This is a genomic window from Microcystis ichthyoblabe FBCC-A1114 (assembly GCF_050500245.1).
Taxonomy (GTDB): Bacteria; Cyanobacteriota; Cyanobacteriia; order Cyanobacteriales; family Microcystaceae; genus Microcystis; species Microcystis ichthyoblabe_A.
Map to the genome: position 1 here is coordinate 4,708,089 of NZ_CP191408.1, position 18,159 is coordinate 4,726,247.

Genomic DNA, 18,159 nt, shown 5'->3' on the forward strand with positions numbered 1-18,159 from the left:
TTGTATCAGTTATCAGATGTAAGTTTTAAGTTAATCAGTTAGTTAGTTAGTTAGTTAGTTATCTTCATCTTTATCCCTGATTATTGTTTACTGTTTACTGATTATTGCGCTGCTCATCTAAACGGACGCTGATGACGGTAGTGCGATCGATGGTCAGGGCGCGACCCTTTTGGTTAAGATAAATAGATTGCTCATCTCTACCTTGCAGTTTTCCGCGCCATTCTTTTGGTTTTCCCTGGCTATCTTGGCCGGTAATGATGACGGGAAAACCTTTAAAAGACTGAAATTCACGCTCACTGCTCAGTTGTCGAGAAATGCCGGGGCTAGATATTTCCAAAACGTAGGCACCGGGTAAGATTTCTTGACTGTCGAGGGCGGTTTCTAAAGACCGACTCATCTGCTCACAGTCCTCTAAACCAGTATCTCCCGCAAGATTGCGAATATCAACGCGCAGGACGGGAGGCCTTTTATTGGTTTGGAAAACGATATCGACCACTTCTAGCCCCAAGTTTTCAGCGATAGGGGTGGCTAGGTGCAGCAGGTCGGGGATGAGCGGATGGGTCATGATTTAGACAATAAAAAAAGCGGGCGAAACCCACTTCCCTAAACTGTTAGTGATTGGGATAGGCAGTTGTTAGACCACCTAGCTGAATACAGTATAGCAAAAAACCGTCATCACTATTTGCCCTCAGGGTCTTGCCGGGGAAAAACAGAACAGTGGTCACGATCAAGTCGATCTGTCACAATGAATACAGGGTAACTAGATATAGAGTCAATTATGGATCAAAAATCTCCGCTCACCGTAGTTAGAGCCAAGTCAGCTAAGAATCGTGGTCATCGGCCAGTATGGAAAGGGATTGTCAGCACTTGGATGATTCTGCAAACCTTTGGCCATGTCAATCCTGCTTGGAGTCAAAAAAACCCAAATACCCTCACCTACGGTGAATTGTTAGAGAAAATCGAGCAAGGCAAGGTAAAAAAGGTGGAAATCAATCCTTCTTTGCAGCAGGCAGCAGTTACCCTCGTCGGTCAAACGGATAAGGATACCCCGAAAGAAGTTAATTTATTTGACCAAAATCCCGAATTAATCAAGAAACTCGATGCTAAAAAAATTGAGTATGGTATTCTCCCCACCACTGACAATTCGGCCTTGATCAATGTTCTCACTAACCTGTTAGTGATTATTATCGTCTTGGGATTATTGGTGTTTATTATCCGTCGTTCTGCCAATGCTTCCGGTCAAGCGATGAACTTCGGTAAATCAAGGGCGCGGTTTCAGATGGAGGCGAAAACTGGCATAGAATTCAATGATGTGGCCGGTGTGGATGAGGCCAAGGAAGATCTAGAGGAAGTGGTAACATTCCTCAAACAACCGGAAAAATTTACGGCTATTGGTGCGAAAATCCCCAAAGGAGTCCTGTTAATTGGTCCTCCGGGGACGGGAAAAACTTTACTGGCTAAAGCGATCGCAGGAGAGGCGGGAGTACCTTTTTTCAGCATCTCCGGGTCGGAATTTGTGGAGATGTTCGTCGGGGTTGGTGCGTCGCGAGTGCGAGATTTGTTCCGAAAAGCCCAGGAAAATGCCCCTTGTTTGGTTTTTATCGATGAAATTGATGCCGTTGGTCGTCAACGAGGGATCGGTTATGGGGGAGGTAATGATGAACGGGAACAAACCCTGAACCAATTATTGACGGAAATGGACGGTTTTGAGGTCAATACTGGCATTATCGTCATTGCCGCCACCAACAGGCCTGATGTTTTGGATTCGGCCTTGCTGCGTCCGGGTCGTTTTGACCGACAGGTGGTGGTGGATTATCCAGATTCTAAGGGACGTTTGGCCATTTTGGAGGTCCATTCTCGCGATAAAAAGGTGGCTGCTGATGTGGCTCTGGAGGCGATCGCCAGGCGCACCCCCGGTTTTACTGGGGCAGATTTGGCGAATATGCTCAACGAAGCGGCGATTTTTACTGCCAGACGGCGCAAAGAGGCGATTACGATGGAGGAGGTCAACGATGCGATTGATCGGATTGTGGCCGGTATGGAAGGGCGTGCTTTAGTGGATAGTAAAGCCAAGCGTTTGATCGCCTATCATGAAGTTGGCCATGCGATTGTCGGTACTCTCTGTCCTGGCCACGATCAAGTGGAAAAAGTCACCCTGATTCCCCGGGGTCAAGCGCAGGGGTTAACTTGGTTCACTCCCGATGAAGAACAGGGTTTAACCAGTCGTTCCCAGTTGTTGGCCCGAATTGCGGGATTATTAGGGGGACGGGTGGCGGAGGAATGTGTCTTCGGTGAGGATGAAGTGACCACCGGCGCCGGTAATGATATTGAAAAAATTACCTATCTGGCCCGACAGATGGTAACGCGTCTGGGAATGTCGGAATTGGGATTGATTGCCCTAGAGGAGGATGGTAATTCCTATCTCGGTGGTGCTGGCGCTGGTTATCATGCCGACCATTCTTTCGCGATGATGGCGAAAATTGATGCACAAGTGCGGGAACTTGTCAAGCAATGCCACGATTTAGCAACAAAACTTATCCTTGACAATCGTATGGCGATTGATCGCTTGGTGGAGATACTGATTGAACAGGAAACCATTGACGGCGACGAATTCCGGCGTTTATTGAGGGAATTTCAGCAACAAGCGGATCGGTCAATGGTGACTATGGTTTAATTTGCCCTTCGTCTCCTTGCTTCATTCAGTGCTTAGGAGACGATTTCAGCCAAAAATCTGCTAATCAGTCGGACAAAGCCAGAATTAACGACTAACATTGTGAGCGGGGATTTTACTCATGGAATGACCGTTATGATTGCCTTTGGTGGAAGCAATAATATTAGCTTCTAAAGCTGAATTGATCTCGGACAACATTTCTAGATTGAAACGATAGCCGACGTTGCGGACGGTTTGAATTAAATTAGGTTGTCTGGGATCGGTTTCGATTTTTTTCCGCAGAGAGAGAACATGAGTATCAATTGTCCGGGGGTTATCGATTTCCTCGGGCCAAGCGCGACGCAGTAAATCGGCTCTTGATAGGGGTGTTCCCTCCGCTTGGGCTAAAACGTAGAGTAGGCTAAATTCTTGGGGCGTTAATTCGATATACTCCCCGCGAAATTGTACCCGTCTTTGGGCTAAATCTATTTTTAATTGTCCATAATCCAAGTGTAGGGGAGCAGCCCTACCGCCTAAACGACGGGTTAACACTTCTACCCTAGCCATAAATTCTTGCATTCCAAAGGGCTTTTTCAGGTAGTCGTCGGCCCCGGCTTTTAAACCATTGACCACATCTTTTTCGCCATTGCGGGCCGAGAGAATCAGTATTAGAGAATGTTTTTGTTGATAAAGCCAACGGCAGAGTTCGATTCCATCCCCGTCGGGTAAGTCGGAATCGATAATTGCTAAGGTTGGTTGACGGTGAAGGAAAGCTTGACGCGCACTTTGCAGGTTTGCCGATTGATTGACCAAATAGCCGGCCTGTTGCAGATGCCAAGCTAATAGCGATCGCAAGTGCGGGTTGCCCTCAACAATAGAAATATGGATCGATACCACTTGAGTTTCTGCCCCATTACTGCACAGATTGACACATTGTCAGGGTATCAGAATTAATGTCAAGATGTTGTAACAATCGTAACATTCGTCAGCCGTCAGCTTTTTAGCTATCAAGCATCGGTGGTCGGTGGTCGATGGCAAATTAGGTTACATTTCATCTTTGTATCGTTGACAATTAAAATTAAATGGAATTAAGCGATCGCATCCTCTTGGTGGATGATGTACCAGAAAATCTCTTACTCACTGAAGTTAACTCAACACTAACCTTGTTTGAGAACACTGGTAGGCAATTCCCGCCCATGGTTAATTAAGAAAAATAAACTGTAGTGAAATATACGGTTTTGACCTGTTCTAATGGGGATAGATAGGGGAAAAAAAATCATGTCGAAATCACTCTTTACCGATGCCAGCAGTCGCTTAGAACGGGCCCTTAAGTATGTCTCCATTTCCGATGATGCGATCGAGCGGTTAAAATATCCCAAAGCTAGTCTTAGCGTCTCCATACCCGTCCGTATGGACAACGGCACTTTAAGAATCTTCCAAGGCTACCGCGTCCGCTACGATGACACCCGCGGCCCCGGCAAGGGGGGTGTGCGCTATCATCCCAACGTCAGCATTGATGAGGTGCAGTCCCTGGCCTTTTGGATGACCTTTAAATGCGCCCTGCTGGATTTGCCCTTTGGTGGGGCTAAGGGCGGCATTACCCTAAATCCGAAAGAATTGTCAAAAGCCGAGTTAGAACGCCTTAGCCGGGGCTATATCGAGGGTATAGCCGACTTTATCGGTCCCGATGTCGATATTCTTGCCCCCGATGTCTATACCAACGAGATGATCATGGGTTGGATGATGGACCAGTACAGCATCATTCAGCGTAAAATTAGTCCGGCGGTGGTGACGGGGAAACCTTTAACCATGGGAGGCAGTCGCGGCCGCGATACGGCGACGGGAACGGGGGCTTTTCATGTTATTAACTCTCTTTTGCCGAAATTAGATAAAAAACCCGCTAATACTACCGTAGCCGTCCAAGGATTCGGTAACGCTGGGGCTGTAGTAGCGGATCTCCTCGCCAAAGCCGGTTATCAAGTGGTGGCGGTAAGTGATTCCCAGGGCGGCATTTATCGGGAAAAAGGCCTAGATATTGCCAGTATTCGTGAGTATAAACAGGAACATCGCGGAATTACTGCTATTTACTGTGAGGGTACTGTGTGTAATATCGTAGAACACGAGGCGATTAGTAATGAGGAATTATTAGCCCTAGATGTGGATGTTTTGATTCCGGCTGCCCTAGAAAACCAAATTACCGCCGAAAATGCCGATCGCGTGCGGGCGAAATATATCTTTGAAGTAGCCAACGGTCCGACTACCTCGGAAGCCGATCGCATTTTAGACTCAAAAGGGATTCTCGTTTTCCCCGATATTTTGGTTAACGCCGGTGGGGTAACGGTGAGTTATTTTGAATGGGTGCAAAATCGCAGCGGTCTTTATTGGCGATTAAACGAGATAAATGAGCGCTTAAAAGAAAGAATGGTGACAGAAGCGGAAAAAGTCTGGTCTTTCGCCCAGGAATTCGATATATCTCTGCGTACCGCCGCCTACGCCCACGCTATTGATCGTCTCGGTGAAGCCCTAGATGCCAAGGGAACCCGCGACTATTACCAAAATAAGACGAGAGCTTAAGGTCGTCGGTCGTCGGTCGTCAGGAAATAGGGTGATAGGGTTTTGGGGTGATAGGGTGATGAGACAGCTTCCCCACTTCCCCACTTCCCCACACCCTGTCCCCAGGAAAAACTTGTTGCCGCAAACCCTAAATATGGTCGAGCATGATGCCAGTCCAATTATCGTTGCCCTTGTATCATCAACTTTCTCAACCAGAGGTGATTGAATACTTGACCAGCGATGGGTCAGCGGGCTTATCAGCAGAAGAAGTGGCCAGTCGCTACGAAAAATATGGCCCGAATGAACTGCGATTTAAGCCGGGGAAACCAGCTTGGTTGAGATTTTTGGGGCAATTTCATCAGCCACTACTCTATATTCTCCTGCTTGCGGGTACTATTAAGGCATTTTTAGGGTCTTGGACGAATGCCTCGGTGATTTGGGGAGTTACCCTGATCAATGCCATTATTGGCTATGTGCAGGAAGCTAAGGCGGAAGGTGCGATCGCTTCCCTAGCCAAAGCCGTAACCACAGAAGCGACCGTGTTGCGAGAGGGACAAACCCTGCGGATTCCATCTCGGGATTTGGTGCCAGGAGATATCGTTTTATTGGCATCGGGGGATAAAGTACCGGCGGACTTGAGGCTGCTGAAAGTCCGCAATTTGCAAGTGGATGAGTCTGCCCTGACCGGGGAATCCTTGCCCGGGTCAAAAGCGATCGAACCCTTACCCGGGGATACGCCCCTAGCAGAACGGACAAACATGGCCTACGCAGGGAGTTTCGTTACCTTTGGACAGGGCAAAGGGATTGTTGTCTCTACGGCCAACGCCACCGAAGTGGGGCAGATTTCCCAGTCGATGGAAAGCCGAGTCAGCCTTAGCACACCCCTGACCCGTAAATTTGCCCAATTTAGCCGCACCCTACTCTACGCAATTTTGACCCTAGCAACCTTGACCTTTGCCATCGGGTTAGGACGGGGGAAATCTTGGATCGATATGTTTGAAGCTGCCGTTGCCCTCGCAGTGAGTGCGATTCCAGAAGGGCTGCCGGCAGTGGTAACGATTACCTTGGCCATTGGGGTCAACCGCATGGCCCGTCGCAATGCGATTATTCGTAAACTGCCCGCAGTGGAAGCATTGGGGAGTGCGACCGTCATTTGTTCCGACAAAACTGGAACCCTGACCGAAAATCAAATGACTGTACAGTCGATTTATACTGAAGGGCAATATTACGCCGTTAGTGGTGGTGGCTATAGTCCCAAGGGCGAAATTAGTCTGATTACCGATGGCAACCCCAGCAGCCCATTTGCAGATGAATTACCCCCGGCCCTAGGGGATTGTCTGGTAGCTGGTTTGCTTTGTAATGACTCCGGGCTAAAACAAAGGGGAGAAGATTGGTCAGTGGTGGGGGATCCTACGGAAGGGGCGCTGATTGCGGCCGCCGCCAAAGCAGGTCTCAGTCAATTGGGGCTATTGTCTTTAACCCCACGATTGGATGCAATTCCCTTTGAATCTGAGTACCAATACATGGCAACCCTGCATGATGGGATACCTCGTCTGATCTATGTCAAGGGATCGGTTGAGTCGCTGATGCGTCGTTGTTCCCAGATGATCGATCGCTATGGTCAGATGACCGCGCTGAACGCCGAACAGATCGAGCAAGCGGTAGAAACGATGGCAGGGCAGGGTTTACGGGTGCTTGCCTTTGCCAAAAAAGCAGCAGCGACCCATCAGCATTCTATCGACCATGAGGATATCGAAACAGGCTTGGTGTTTCTGGGATTACAGGGCATGATTGACCCGCCTCGTCCAGAGGCGATCGCTGCCGTTCATGCCTGTCAAACTGCCGGGATTCGGGTCAAGATGATTACTGGTGATCATCTTGTCACGGCGCGGGCGACCGCGGAACGGATGGGCATTAAAACGGCAGCACAAGTCTTAGCATTTGAGGGAAAACAATTAGCGCAAATGGATAATCATCAACTGGCCCAAGCGGTGGTCGATGGATCGGTATTTGCCAGGGTTGCCCCTACCCAAAAACTGCAACTGGTGGAAGTACTCCAGTCTCAAGGGGAAATCGTGGCGATGACCGGCGATGGTGTCAATGATGCGCCGGCTCTCAAGCAGGCCGATATCGGCATTGCCATGGGGAAAGGGGGAACGGAAGTCGCCAGGGAATCTGCTGATATGCTCCTCACTGATGATAACTTTGCCTCGATCAAGGCCGCTGTCGAAGAAGGACGCACCGTTTATCAAAATTTACGCAAAGCGATATCTTTTCTCTTACCTGTCAATGGTGGCGAATCGATGACCATTCTGATCAGTACTTTACTGGCGCGAGATTTACCCATCCTCTCCCTACAAGTACTCTGGTTGAACATGATCAACTCGGTCACGATGACTGTTCCCCTGGCCTTTGAAGCAAAATCCCCCGGCATTATGCAGTCACCACCACGCAATCCCAATGAACCTTTGATCACCAAAAAACTATTGCGCCGAATTTTGGCTGTTTCATTGTTTAACTGGATTCTGATTTTTGGTATGTTTGAGTGGGCTAAATCGACCACAGGAGATATTGCCGTTGCCCGCACAATGGCAATTCAATCCCTTGTGGCAGCACGGGTTATCTATCTGCTCAGTATCAGCCAATTAGGGATGAGCCTAGTGGACTACCTGCGTGGTCAGTCAACCTCGATTACTAATGCACCGATCCTAATTTTGGGGATTGTGGCTGCTGTTGTCCTACAAATTTTGTTTAGTCAATGGGGGGTGATGAACAGTCTGTTTGCAACGGCGACCCTAACCGGTCATCAATGGCTAATCTGTTTGTTGCCGATGCCGCTCATGGTACTTTGGGCAATTTTTGCCAATGTTATCGATCCTCCTCATTGTCATGGGAAATAACTAGGGTTTGCGGCAAAAAGTTTGTTGGTGGGGTTAGGAGTCAGGAGCCGGTCGTCGGTCGTTTGAGGCTTTGTTGCCCTCTCTTTTTGTACCAGTTTATGTACTAAAAGAAGGATAATGCAAGGTTTTTGAGAGTCCCAATCCGATTTTCGCAGCATGAACATCGGATTTTAACAGGTCAAAAGCCTCATTTTAAGCTGAGCTCACGGCCGAAGCCCACACCCCACACCCCACTTCCTCACTTCCCCACTTCCCCACTTCCCACTGTGCAGGGGGATTATTTTCTAGAGAATAAAACGTAAAAACAGGGAATAATAAACAGAGTTAACAGAGTTGCTAAAGACAAACCCGAAAAAACGACAATTCCTAAAGGTTGCAGGAATTCTCCCCCCTCTCCTAATCCTAAAGCGAGGGGAAATAAACCTAAAACCGTGGTCACGGTAGTCATTAAAATCGGTCGTAAACGTTGGGGAGCGGCCTTTAAAATAGCTTGTAGTCGAGTAAAACCGAATTCTTGCCGCAATTGATTGGCTAATTCCACCATAATAATCCCGTTATTAACCACAATGCCCACCAATAACACCACCCCGACGATGACAATGGCATTAATCGGGGTTTTGGTCAAATATAGTCCAAAAATTCCCCCCGCTAGGGCCAAAGGAACGGTTAACATAATCACCAAAGGGTCTATGAGCGAGTTATACTGGACGGCCATGACTACAAAGACTAAAAATACCGATAAACCCGCTAATAAACCCAAAGAACCCTGAATTTCTTGATTAGAGATGGCAGCAGCACTGGGTAAAATGCTGATACCATCGGGTAAGGGAGTGGAATTTAAAAGCGATTGTACCCCCGCGAGTGCGTCACTTAATTTCGCACCCTCGACTAAACTGCCGATAATAATAAAAACTTGACGCTGATTAATTCTCTGGATGACTGCTGGGGTTTTTCCCCCTTCAATCCTAGCGATATCTGCTAATTTTAAGTCTTCTTGCCTATTGACAAAAATAGGTATTTGTGAGATGTCACTAATTTTTTGCCGCGAGTTGGGGTCCAATTGCACTCGGATATCGATTAATCTTTCTCCCCGTTGCAGTTGGGTGGGGATTGATCCTTGAATAGCGGTCCGTAGCGTTTGTCCCACTTCCAGGGTACTCAATCCCAAACTATTTAAGCGGGTCCAATCGGGTTTAATCTGGATTTCCGGTTGTCTGGGGTCAGCATCGGCACGAAAACGCGCACTAGGGACTTTTTCATCGAGAATACTGAGGATTTCTTCACCAGCTTGCTCTAAAGTGTTCCCATCGGGTCCCTGTAACATCACATCCACGTCAGCACCAACGGAGGGAGAGTTATTAAGAATAATACCGCGCACTTGACCGGGAGTGAGACGCAAACGCACGTTAACGAGGTTTAATTGCTCTAGTGCTTTGCTCATGCGTTCGATATATGCTTCTGTATTAGTGCCTTGTTTGAGATTAATCGTACTAGAAGCACGCAAAATATTTTCATTGGTAGTTGTGCCAAAAAGAGAACCGCCACTGGTAGTAAAAACGTACTTAGTCTCTGGTTGTGATAATAAAATCTTTTCTACTTCCCGCATCACCTGACGGTTAGTATTTAAATTGGTACCAGGAGGAAATTGAGCAAAAACGTTCACCTGTCCGGTTTGAATACGACTAAAGACTTCCTGGGGGATATATTGCCAGAGATAGAAACTACTTCCCCCTAAAATTAAAAAGGCCAGCAGGATAACAGGTATTCTGTAGCGGATGATTTTAGCTAAAAAACGACCGTAGAGGATGGTTAAACCTTCTAGACGTTGACTAAAGACTTTTAAGAGCCAAAACCGATGGATACCACTAGAAACCCGCATATTTAACAAACGACTGGCTAACATGGGAACAACGGTTAACGCACACAGGAGAGAAGCAGCCACAGCAAAACTGATAGTGAGGATAATCTCGTTAAACAGCAGAGAGATAAAACCACCCAGTAATAAAAATGGCAGGATAGAGACGAGATTAGTCGCAGTGGAGGCCAATAAAGCAGATTCTACCTCTTGGCTGCTATTCCGGGCAATTTCTAAAAAATCTCGCTTATTTTGGTTTTGATTAACTTTGAGGGCAATATTTTCCAGCATGACGATGGAATTATCCACCACGATACCCACCCCTAGGGCCAATCCTCCCAAACTAAACACATTTATCGATAACCCGAATAACTTCATACAGATGATTGCGACGAGGGTAGAAAGAGGAATCGCTAGGGTAATGATAAAAGTCTGTCGCAGGGAACCGAGAAAGACGAATACAGTCAATCCTGCTAGAATTGTCCCCGCTAGTCCCGAAGAAACCACGTTATTAACCGCATTTTGGATAAATACAGACTCATCGCTAGTGGGGACGACTTGTATTCCCCCGGTCATTAACCCGGATTTTTTTAATTCTGTAATGCGTTTTTTGACCCCTTCTACCACAGCAATCGTGTTCGCATTCGGTTGTTTTTGGACGCTAACCCTGACGGCATTTTTTCCATTTAGGGTGACAAAAATTCTTTGTTCTTCTGTCCCATCGATAACTCTGGCCACATCCCGCAGATAGATTTTTTCTTCGGGATTATTACTATCGGTCAGTGCTAAATCTTGGATATCCGCTACGTTTTTAAATTTCCCCACCGCACGGGTTAAAGGTTCCCCAGTTTCTCCCTCTAGTCGGCCCCCAGAGATGTCCTGATTGCGTCTTTTTAGGGTGTCTAAAACCTGATTTAATCCCACTCCTAAAGATTGTAATCGCTGCAGGTCAATATTAACCTGAATTTCTTCTCTAACTCCCCCAATCACGTCCACCACTGCCACTCCTCCCACAAATCCTAATTCTCTCCCTAATTCTTCATCAGCAAATAATCTTAAATCTTTTAGGGGTAGGGTATCAGAAACGAGAGCAAATTCATAGACGGGTAAACGAGAGGGTTCAAATTTGTTTAAGCGCGGTTCCTCAATAATATCGGGTAAATTTTGTCGGACACGATTAAAACTTTCGGTAGCTTCATTTAAAGCGACATTTAAATCTCCCCCCGGTTGAAAAAATAAATCTACTCGCATCCTTCCCTCGCGAGTTTCTGAATAAACTTGCACTACTCCCTCGGTGGCACTCATTCCTTCTTCTAGGGGTTTAGTTACTTCTTCGAGAATAACTTCCGGGGAAACTCCCGGGACATTCATCCTTAAACTAATGCGAGGATAAGTGATAGAAGGAAGCAAATCTACTTGTAAACGATTTAGAAAAAAAAGACCGATGATGATAACTGCTATAGTTAACATCAATACTCCTATGTGACGACGAATTGATAGACCGCTTAGGGAGATGTTTTCTAACATGATTACCTATGGGGGAGAGTAAACAGTGAACAGTAAACAGTAAACCCATAACTGATAACTGATAACTGATAACTGATTAATTGTGCATAACTCGACCGAAACTCCATAATTTTTGATAATAATGACGACTGACGCTATCCCTATCATCGGTGAGTAGATTGATAGCGATACCATTGTTACCTGTTTCTTTTCCTGAACTGTGGATATATTGATTATTCCCTAGATATAAAGCCACATGATTAACTCTTTTATCACCAAAGAAAATTAAATCTCCTGGGAGTAATTCCTCTCGGTTTATTTTTTGACAAAAAGCCTCCTGTTGATAGGAATCCCTCGGCAACCAAATGCCAAAAGTGGCAAAAGCAGCCTGGATTAATCCTGAGCAATCGTAATTAGGTGCAAGGGTTCCACCCCAGAGATAATGATTGGTACAATTCATTGCTTCCTGAGTAAAAGAGATAATCTCAGGAATATGTTTTTCTATGTCCGAACGAGTTAGAGGAATTTTTTGATAAGCTGTGGTGGCCGCCGCAATTGCATCTAAATCTTCTCTGCATAACCAAGCTAAATAATTATCTTCCCTTAGCTGAATTTGTAGCCCTTTTTCGGTAATTTCTAGGGAAATAAATTTTAATTTTCTTCCCCGTTGTGCTTGGGTCGCTAACTCTTGACAACTGGGAGAATTGTAGAGATTTAAGTCTCTTAGACAGAGATATTCCTGGGTAGATGATGGGGGAAGGGAGATGATTTGCATAAAAAATAGCTCAGAATTTATTGACAGAAAAAACTGCATTACTAGCCAAAAGCAAAGGGATAACAACGAGGAGAATAACCTTAGTTCGTTCTGTCATCTTCAAGTTTCCACCTCTCTTAATTCGGCTCTCTTATTCTTTGTGTGAGCAGTTTAACTTACTATAGAAGCGATCAATCTTTGTGTCCTCTGTGTCTGGAGTGGTTCCTTCCACTCGCTCGCCAGCAGGACTGTATCTTAGAATACATTTTACCCACCAAACCTAAGAGAGCCTTAATTCTTGGCCATAAAGATAATCTATAACCGAACTGAATCCCTGAAAAATTATTAAACCTATGGCATAATTAACCTTTCAGGGGTCAAAAACTGCAAAAATAAGGCTTAAATGGCATACAATCGGTGAATAGAGCGTTTAATCGTTTATTATTCGTTTTTAATTCTCCTGACTACTGGCTACTGGCTACCGACACCTAACCCTAACAACAATTTTTGATTTTTACAACAGGTCTAGGATAGCCAGTTCCTTAACAATATGTTACGATAGCCGGCGAGAGGGGGTGGCCAATATCTGGAACTTTTGCTCTAGAGATAGATTCTAGGGATCAACAGTCACCTCCTAGAGTAAGCTTTTAATCAGATGTTGAGGTTAGTCTATGGCCAATGTTTCCGGGCGGTTTGAAAAGCAAGAATACAGCCAAAACTCAGAAAATACCGTCGCGGTGGTCAGTTCAGTCATGTCCGGTTTTAAAAAAGCATCTCCCCTGCAAAAGGGCTTATTTTGGGGAATAACCCTCAGTTTTACAGCCCTAGTTTCCGCCACTGTTGGGGCTGCCGTCGCTTTAATTAGTCCCTTACCCGCACCAATTGGGGCCATCTTCCAAAAAACATCTTTTCCCACCCAAACAGACATCCTTGAGGATCAAGCTTGGAATAGCTTAATCAATCAGCAGCTTTCTCGTCCTGTTAATATTTTAGTTATGGGCATCGATCGAGTTTTAGATGCCAAAAACGGCGATGATGTGTTTAAAGGTCGCAGCGACACCATGCTCCTAGTGCGCTTCGATCCTAGCGATAAAACCGTGAGAATGTTGTCTATCCCTCGCGATAGCCGCGTCAGAATCCCCGGCCACGGTTTCACTAAAATCAACGATGCTAACGTTCACGGTGGACCAACTCTAGCGGCAGAAGTTGTCACTAATACTTTAGGGGATGTCACCATTGATCGCTATGTGCGGGTGACTACCGATGCCTTTAAGGAATTAGTCGATTTAGTCGGGGGTGTAGAAGTTTATGTACCCGAACGAATGTATCATAAAGATGTCACCCAAAAATTAGAAATTGATTTACAAGAGGGTTGGCAAAATCTCAACGGCGACCAAGCAGAACAATTTGCCCGTTTTCGTAACCCGCAATACGGCGATATTGGTCGCGTACAAAGACAACAAATTTTATTAAAAGCACTCCAAAAAAAGATTTTTAGTCCGACAATTCTCCCCAGTCTCCCGAAAGCAGTACAGGTTTTACAACAATATATCGATACGAACTTAAGCGTCGAGGAAATGCTGGCTATCGCCAATTTTGGCCGGGAAATTAAACAGGATAACTTAAGAATGATCCTACTCCCCGGCCGGTTTAATAGCCTCGAGGAATACGATGGTCGCAGTTATTGGATTTTGAACCGTCGCGAAATTAGAACCATTGTGGCTAATAATTTTACCGATAACCACGCGGGGGGAGAAACCTCCGTTTATAGTCTGGGGATTGCCATTCAAAATGCCACCAATACCAAAGGTTTAGCCCGTCGTACTCGTGATTATCTGGCCAAACAGGGCTACACAAATGTTTATATTAGCGATGACTCCTCCCAAAAGCTAGAAACCACGGCGATTATTGCCCAAAAAGGTGATATTCAGTCCGCTAACCTCTTGAAAAATCAATTGGGAATCGGTAAAGTAGAATCATCCTCCACTGGTGCTTTAGACTCAGACCTAACTATTCGGGTGGGTGATGATGTGGCCCAGTTTCTCGACGCTCAACAGTAACAATGTTGAAAAATTTTTTCAGTCTGGTTTTAATTATTTTGCTGGCGATTCTGTGGCTACTTTTCGCGGCCCGTCCGGTGGCTTTGGCCCAAGATAAAACGATTAACTATAGTTTTGCCCAGCTGCAAGATCGGGATTTTTCCCATCAGGATTTGCGCGGAGGGGTTTTCGCAGCTGCCGCAATGCGGGGAGTTAACCTAGAAGGGTCCGATTTATCCTATAGCATTCTCACCGAGGCTGTCCTCTTAAAAGCTAACTTAAAAGGGGCTGATTTAACCGCCTCTTTGGTAGATAGAGTTACCCTCGATTTTGCCGATTTAACTAACACTATTTTTACCGATGCGATCACTACTCGCAGCCGTTTTTATGACACAATTATTACTGGGGCCGATTTCACTAACGCGGTCATTGATAACTATCAGGTCAAGTTAATGTGTGAACGGGCCGATGGCATTAATCCAGTCACGGGAGTGGCCACCAGGGATAGTTTAGGCTGTAATTAGGGTTTGCTGAATAAATCTAAAAACCTTGTTGGGTAATAATTTTAGACTTTTTATCAATCAAAAAGTACCAGATCTGGGAGTGATCGGGGGGAAAATCCCTGGACTTTTTCCCTGAAAATTAGGTAATTGACCCCCTCAAAACCCCACACCCCACACCCCACACCCTGTCCCCACAAAAAACTTTTTGCCGCAAACCCTAATTAGCAATTCCGGCCAGATTCTAACTGACTGCTCAAAAATAGCCTACCCCCTACACCCCGGCTATCTCGATCGAGACAGCAGAGGTGTAGAATGAAAATACTGAGCGAGGCTAGAGAAAGGAGAGGGACTCTTGATAATCGTCATCGATAACTATGATAGTTTTACCTACAATTTGGTCCAGTATTTGGGAGAATTAGCCTCCGAGTTCCCGATCGCCTTGCCGATCGAGGTCTATCGTAATGATAAAATAGACTTGGCCACGATCGAACAAATGCGGCCGGATGGGATTGTCATTTCCCCCGGTCCTGGTCGTCCGGTCGATGCGGGCATATCTCTGGAATTAATCGCCAAATTTGGCCCCCATTTGCCGATTTTGGGGGTCTGTCTGGGTCATCAAAGTATCGGTCAGGTATTCGGGGGGGATGTGGTCCGGGCCCCGGTCTTGATGCACGGCAAAACTTCCCCAATCTATCACAACAGTGAAGGGGTATTTCAAGGCTTAGAAAATCCTTTTACTGCCACCCGTTACCATAGTTTAGTGATCGATCGCTCCACCATGCCGGATAATTTAGAGATCACGGCCTGGGTGGAAGATGGCACGGTCATGGGAGTCCGTCATCGGGATTACCCCCAGATTCAAGGGGTACAATTCCATCCCGAAAGTATTTTAACCACTGCCGGCAAGGAACTTTTAAGAAACTTTCTCCGATCCCTCTAGTGTTTACCTATAATGTCGGCTTGAAGGCCCTCGGTTTCACCTCGGAGATGAAAGGTTCCGCCAGCATAGAACAGCACTTCGACACATTTCGAGGGGCTTCGATGTAAAGGCTCAGTGACACGAGCACGACTAAAAATAACTCTAATCTATAGTTGCCAATTTAATTTTAGTATGCTAGAATAGTTTGCGATCGTTGGGTCGATAACGCAAAATGTTTGTTTTAGAGTACAAGCTTAGAGGAAAACCATCTCAATATCAAGCCATTGATGAGGCTATTCGGACAGTACAGTTTGTTCGGAATAAATGTCTTAGATATTGGGAAGACAATAAAGGTGTAGGACAAAAGGATGTATATAAATATGTCACTCAATTAAGAAGTGAATACCCTTTTGTTCAAGACCTTAACTCTACAGCTTGTCAACAGGCTTGCGAACGGACTTGGACTGCTATTCTTAGGTTCTATAATAACTGTAAGAACAAAATTGCTGGTAAGAAAGGATATCCTAAATACTCTAAACGTACTCATTCTGTTGAGTTTAAAAAGTCAGGTTGGAAACTTAATCGAAATTCCAAGAGAATAACTTTCACTGATGGAAAAAACATTGGGGAGTTAAAACTAATTGGTAGTCGAGACTTGTTTTATTTTCAAGAATGGCAAATTCAACGGATAAGAATAGTTAAAAGGGCTGATGGATATTATTGCCAGTTAATGCTAAAACTCGATGCTAGAGATATAACCCCACAATCAGAATCGACGGGTCATTGCGTAGGATTAGATATGGGGTTAAAATATCTTTATGCTGACAGCAACGGGAATACAGTAGAGCCTCCTAAGTATTATCGAAAAGCCGAAAAGCGTCTTAATAAACTGAATAGAAGAAAGTCGAAAAAGTTTAAGAGAGGACAAAAGCAGTCTAATAACTACAAAAAAGCTAGTCAAAAATACGCCAAGGGACATTTAAAAGTAAGTAGGCAACGAGAAGAGTTTGCTAAAAAATTGGCACTCCGTTTAATTCAGTCAAACGACTTGATAGCATATGAAGATTTAAAAGTCAAGAACCTTGTGCGTAATCGAAAACTAGCTAAGAGTATCAATGATGCTGGTTGGTCACAATTGAGAAAATGGATTGAGTATTTTGGCATTAAATACGGCAGATTAACTATTGCAGTTAATCCTGCCTATACTAGCCAAGAATGCCTTAATTGTGGTCGGTTAATCCAAAAGTCTCTATCAGTTAGAACTCATGTTTGTTCCTGCGGATATGTGGAAGATAGAGACAAAATGGCGGCCTTGAATATACTCAAAAAAGCTACGATAGGGCATATCGGAAGCTGGTCGTCAGACCTAAACGCTTGGGGAGATTTAAGCTCTATCTTGGTTGGTAGCAATACCTGTCAAGACAACTTGAGTCAGTGAACCAAGAATCCCTCGCATAAGCGCGATGGGAGTGTCAATAATCCCCAACCCCTGAAATTAACCTTAAGTGGGTGGGTGGAATTAAATAGAAGATGAACGTAGGTTGGGTTGAAGCATGAAACCCAACACCCGCTCATGTTACGCTACCGCTAACCCATCCGACAAATAATTGTGCCTCCCTACTTAACTTGATTAATTCTGCATCTATATTTATGAAAAGGCGAGATTTTATCTTATCGGCGGGGACAAGTTTCTTAACCGTGACAGTAAGCTCAGTTTTGGCGGAAACTAAACCCAAACTAACTAACCCCACTCCCGCTCAAAAACCCGATGATTCCCTCTTAGTTCAATGGTTGGGTCATAGTTGCTTTTTATTCACCGGAGGAGGACAAAGAGTCCTAGTTAATCCTTTCCGGTCCATTGGTTGTACGGCGGGTTTTCCTTTGCCAAAAGTAGAAGCAGATATCGTTTTAATTAGTAGTCAACTGTGGGATGAAGGGGCTGCCGAGGGTTTACCCGGTAATCCGAAAATTTTGTTTGAGCCGGGGGCCTACGATCTGGGTAAATTAAAATTCCAGGGTATTAGTATCGCCCATGATCGCATGGGAGGGCAACGTTTCGGCATGAATGTGGCCTGGCGTTGGACCCAAGCGGGGATTAGTATTGTCCATTTAGGGGGGGCAGCGGCCCCAATTGAATTAGAACAAAGAATTCTGCTGGGTTCGCCGGATTTAGCTTTTATTCCCGTGGGAGGTGGTCCAAAAAATTATAATCCCCAAGAGGCAAAACAGGCGATCGAAGTTTTACAACCGCGAATAGCTGTCCCGACGCAATACTTCACCAGTGCCGCCGATAAAAATGCCTGTGAATTGGTGTCTGTAGATGAGTTTCTCAAGTTAGTCAAGGATAAAAATATCCGTTTAATCGGGGACAATAAATTACGGATTCGTGCCGCCGATTTACCGAAAAAAGGGACGCTCATTCGCGTGTTTGACTACCGCAATCTGTTAGAGAAATCCTAACTTTTAGGAGCCATTGACCT

12 protein-coding genes are annotated in these 18,159 nt (G+C 45.4%); 8 read left to right on the plus strand and 4 right to left on the minus strand.

Annotated elements, in window-relative coordinates:
- Positions 1-94: 94 nt before the first annotated feature.
- Positions 95-565, minus strand: coding sequence for a ribosome maturation factor RimP (gene rimP, locus ACQY1Y_RS22960; RefSeq protein ID WP_002756173.1), 471 nt, complete (start codon positions 563-565; stop codon positions 95-97).
- 213 nt (positions 566-778) lie between these two features.
- Between rimP and ftsH the strand changes: the two genes are divergently transcribed.
- Positions 779-2,674 (plus strand): ATP-dependent zinc metalloprotease FtsH, encoded by a 1,896-nt coding sequence (ftsH, locus tag ACQY1Y_RS22965; RefSeq protein ID WP_149107547.1) that lies wholly within the window; start codon positions 779-781, stop codon positions 2,672-2,674.
- Positions 2,675-2,758: 84 nt separating this feature from the next.
- Here ftsH and ACQY1Y_RS22970 read toward each other — a convergent pair whose 3' ends face one another.
- The gene (locus ACQY1Y_RS22970; protein ID WP_430013628.1) at positions 2,759-3,547 is read right to left on the minus strand and encodes a response regulator transcription factor; all 789 of its coding nucleotides are present in this window, start codon (positions 3,545-3,547) and stop codon (positions 2,759-2,761) included.
- Between the two features lie 381 nt (positions 3,548-3,928).
- On the opposite strand from ACQY1Y_RS22970, the gene ACQY1Y_RS22975 reads away from it, so the two are divergent.
- A complete protein-coding gene (locus ACQY1Y_RS22975) occupies positions 3,929-5,224 on the plus strand; it encodes a Glu/Leu/Phe/Val family dehydrogenase (protein WP_184891226.1) in 1,296 nt (431 codons plus the stop codon).
- 146 nt (positions 5,225-5,370) lie between these two features.
- Positions 5,371-8,103 carry a cation-transporting P-type ATPase gene (locus ACQY1Y_RS22980; protein ID WP_430014711.1) on the plus strand — a complete coding sequence of 911 codons (2,733 nt, stop codon included), beginning with the start codon at positions 5,371-5,373 and terminating at the stop codon, positions 8,101-8,103.
- 277 nt (positions 8,104-8,380) lie between these two features.
- Here ACQY1Y_RS22980 and ACQY1Y_RS22985 read toward each other — a convergent pair whose 3' ends face one another.
- Positions 8,381-11,485, minus strand: a complete 3,105-nt coding sequence (locus tag ACQY1Y_RS22985; protein ID WP_430013629.1) for an efflux RND transporter permease subunit — start codon at positions 11,483-11,485, stop codon at positions 8,381-8,383.
- 76 nt (positions 11,486-11,561) lie between these two features.
- Positions 11,562-12,239: a C40 family peptidase gene (locus tag ACQY1Y_RS22990; RefSeq protein ID WP_002738550.1), complete on the minus strand. Its 678-nt coding sequence runs from the start codon at positions 12,237-12,239 to the stop codon at positions 11,562-11,564.
- Positions 12,240-12,889: 650 nt separating this feature from the next.
- Between ACQY1Y_RS22990 and ACQY1Y_RS22995 the strand changes: the two genes are divergently transcribed.
- The 5 genes from ACQY1Y_RS22995 to ACQY1Y_RS23015 all read left to right on the plus strand — a co-directional run bounded on the left by ACQY1Y_RS22995 (position 12,890) and on the right by ACQY1Y_RS23015 (position 18,139).
- Entirely contained in the window at positions 12,890-14,278 is a 1,389-nt protein-coding gene (locus ACQY1Y_RS22995; protein WP_016516524.1) for an LCP family protein, read from the plus strand.
- A gap of 2 nt (positions 14,279-14,280) precedes the next feature.
- The gene (locus tag ACQY1Y_RS23000) at positions 14,281-14,781 is read left to right on the plus strand and encodes a pentapeptide repeat-containing protein (RefSeq protein WP_430013630.1); all 501 of its coding nucleotides are present in this window, start codon (positions 14,281-14,283) and stop codon (positions 14,779-14,781) included.
- 331 nt (positions 14,782-15,112) lie between these two features.
- Positions 15,113-15,700 (plus strand): anthranilate synthase component II, encoded by a 588-nt coding sequence (locus tag ACQY1Y_RS23005; RefSeq protein WP_002739409.1) that lies wholly within the window; start codon positions 15,113-15,115, stop codon positions 15,698-15,700.
- A 211-nt stretch (positions 15,701-15,911) separates the two neighbouring features.
- Positions 15,912-17,117 (plus strand): RNA-guided endonuclease InsQ/TnpB family protein, encoded by a 1,206-nt coding sequence (locus tag ACQY1Y_RS23010; protein ID WP_430013631.1) that lies wholly within the window; start codon positions 15,912-15,914, stop codon positions 17,115-17,117.
- Positions 17,118-17,329: 212 nt separating this feature from the next.
- Positions 17,330-18,139 (plus strand): MBL fold metallo-hydrolase, encoded by an 810-nt coding sequence (locus ACQY1Y_RS23015; protein WP_430013632.1) that lies wholly within the window; start codon positions 17,330-17,332, stop codon positions 18,137-18,139.
- Positions 18,140-18,159 lie beyond the last annotated feature (20 nt).

Coding starts and splice junctions, on each gene's coding strand:
- rimP (WP_002756173.1), bottom strand. CDS start 565: ATGACCCATCCGCTCATCCCCGACCTGCTGCACCTAGCCACCCCTATC.
- ftsH (WP_149107547.1), top strand. CDS start 779: ATGGATCAAAAATCTCCGCTCACCGTAGTTAGAGCCAAGTCAGCTAAG.
- ACQY1Y_RS22975 (WP_184891226.1), top strand. CDS start 3,929: ATGTCGAAATCACTCTTTACCGATGCCAGCAGTCGCTTAGAACGGGCC.
- ACQY1Y_RS22980 (WP_430014711.1), top strand. CDS start 5,371: ATGCCAGTCCAATTATCGTTGCCCTTGTATCATCAACTTTCTCAACCA.
- ACQY1Y_RS22985 (WP_430013629.1), bottom strand. CDS start 11,485: ATGTTAGAAAACATCTCCCTAAGCGGTCTATCAATTCGTCGTCACATA.
- ACQY1Y_RS22990 (WP_002738550.1), bottom strand. CDS start 12,239: ATGCAAATCATCTCCCTTCCCCCATCATCTACCCAGGAATATCTCTGT.
- ACQY1Y_RS22995 (WP_016516524.1), top strand. CDS start 12,890: ATGGCCAATGTTTCCGGGCGGTTTGAAAAGCAAGAATACAGCCAAAAC.
- ACQY1Y_RS23000 (WP_430013630.1), top strand. CDS start 14,281: ATGTTGAAAAATTTTTTCAGTCTGGTTTTAATTATTTTGCTGGCGATT.
- ACQY1Y_RS23010 (WP_430013631.1), top strand. CDS start 15,912: ATGTTTGTTTTAGAGTACAAGCTTAGAGGAAAACCATCTCAATATCAA.
- ACQY1Y_RS23015 (WP_430013632.1), top strand. CDS start 17,330: ATGAAAAGGCGAGATTTTATCTTATCGGCGGGGACAAGTTTCTTAACC.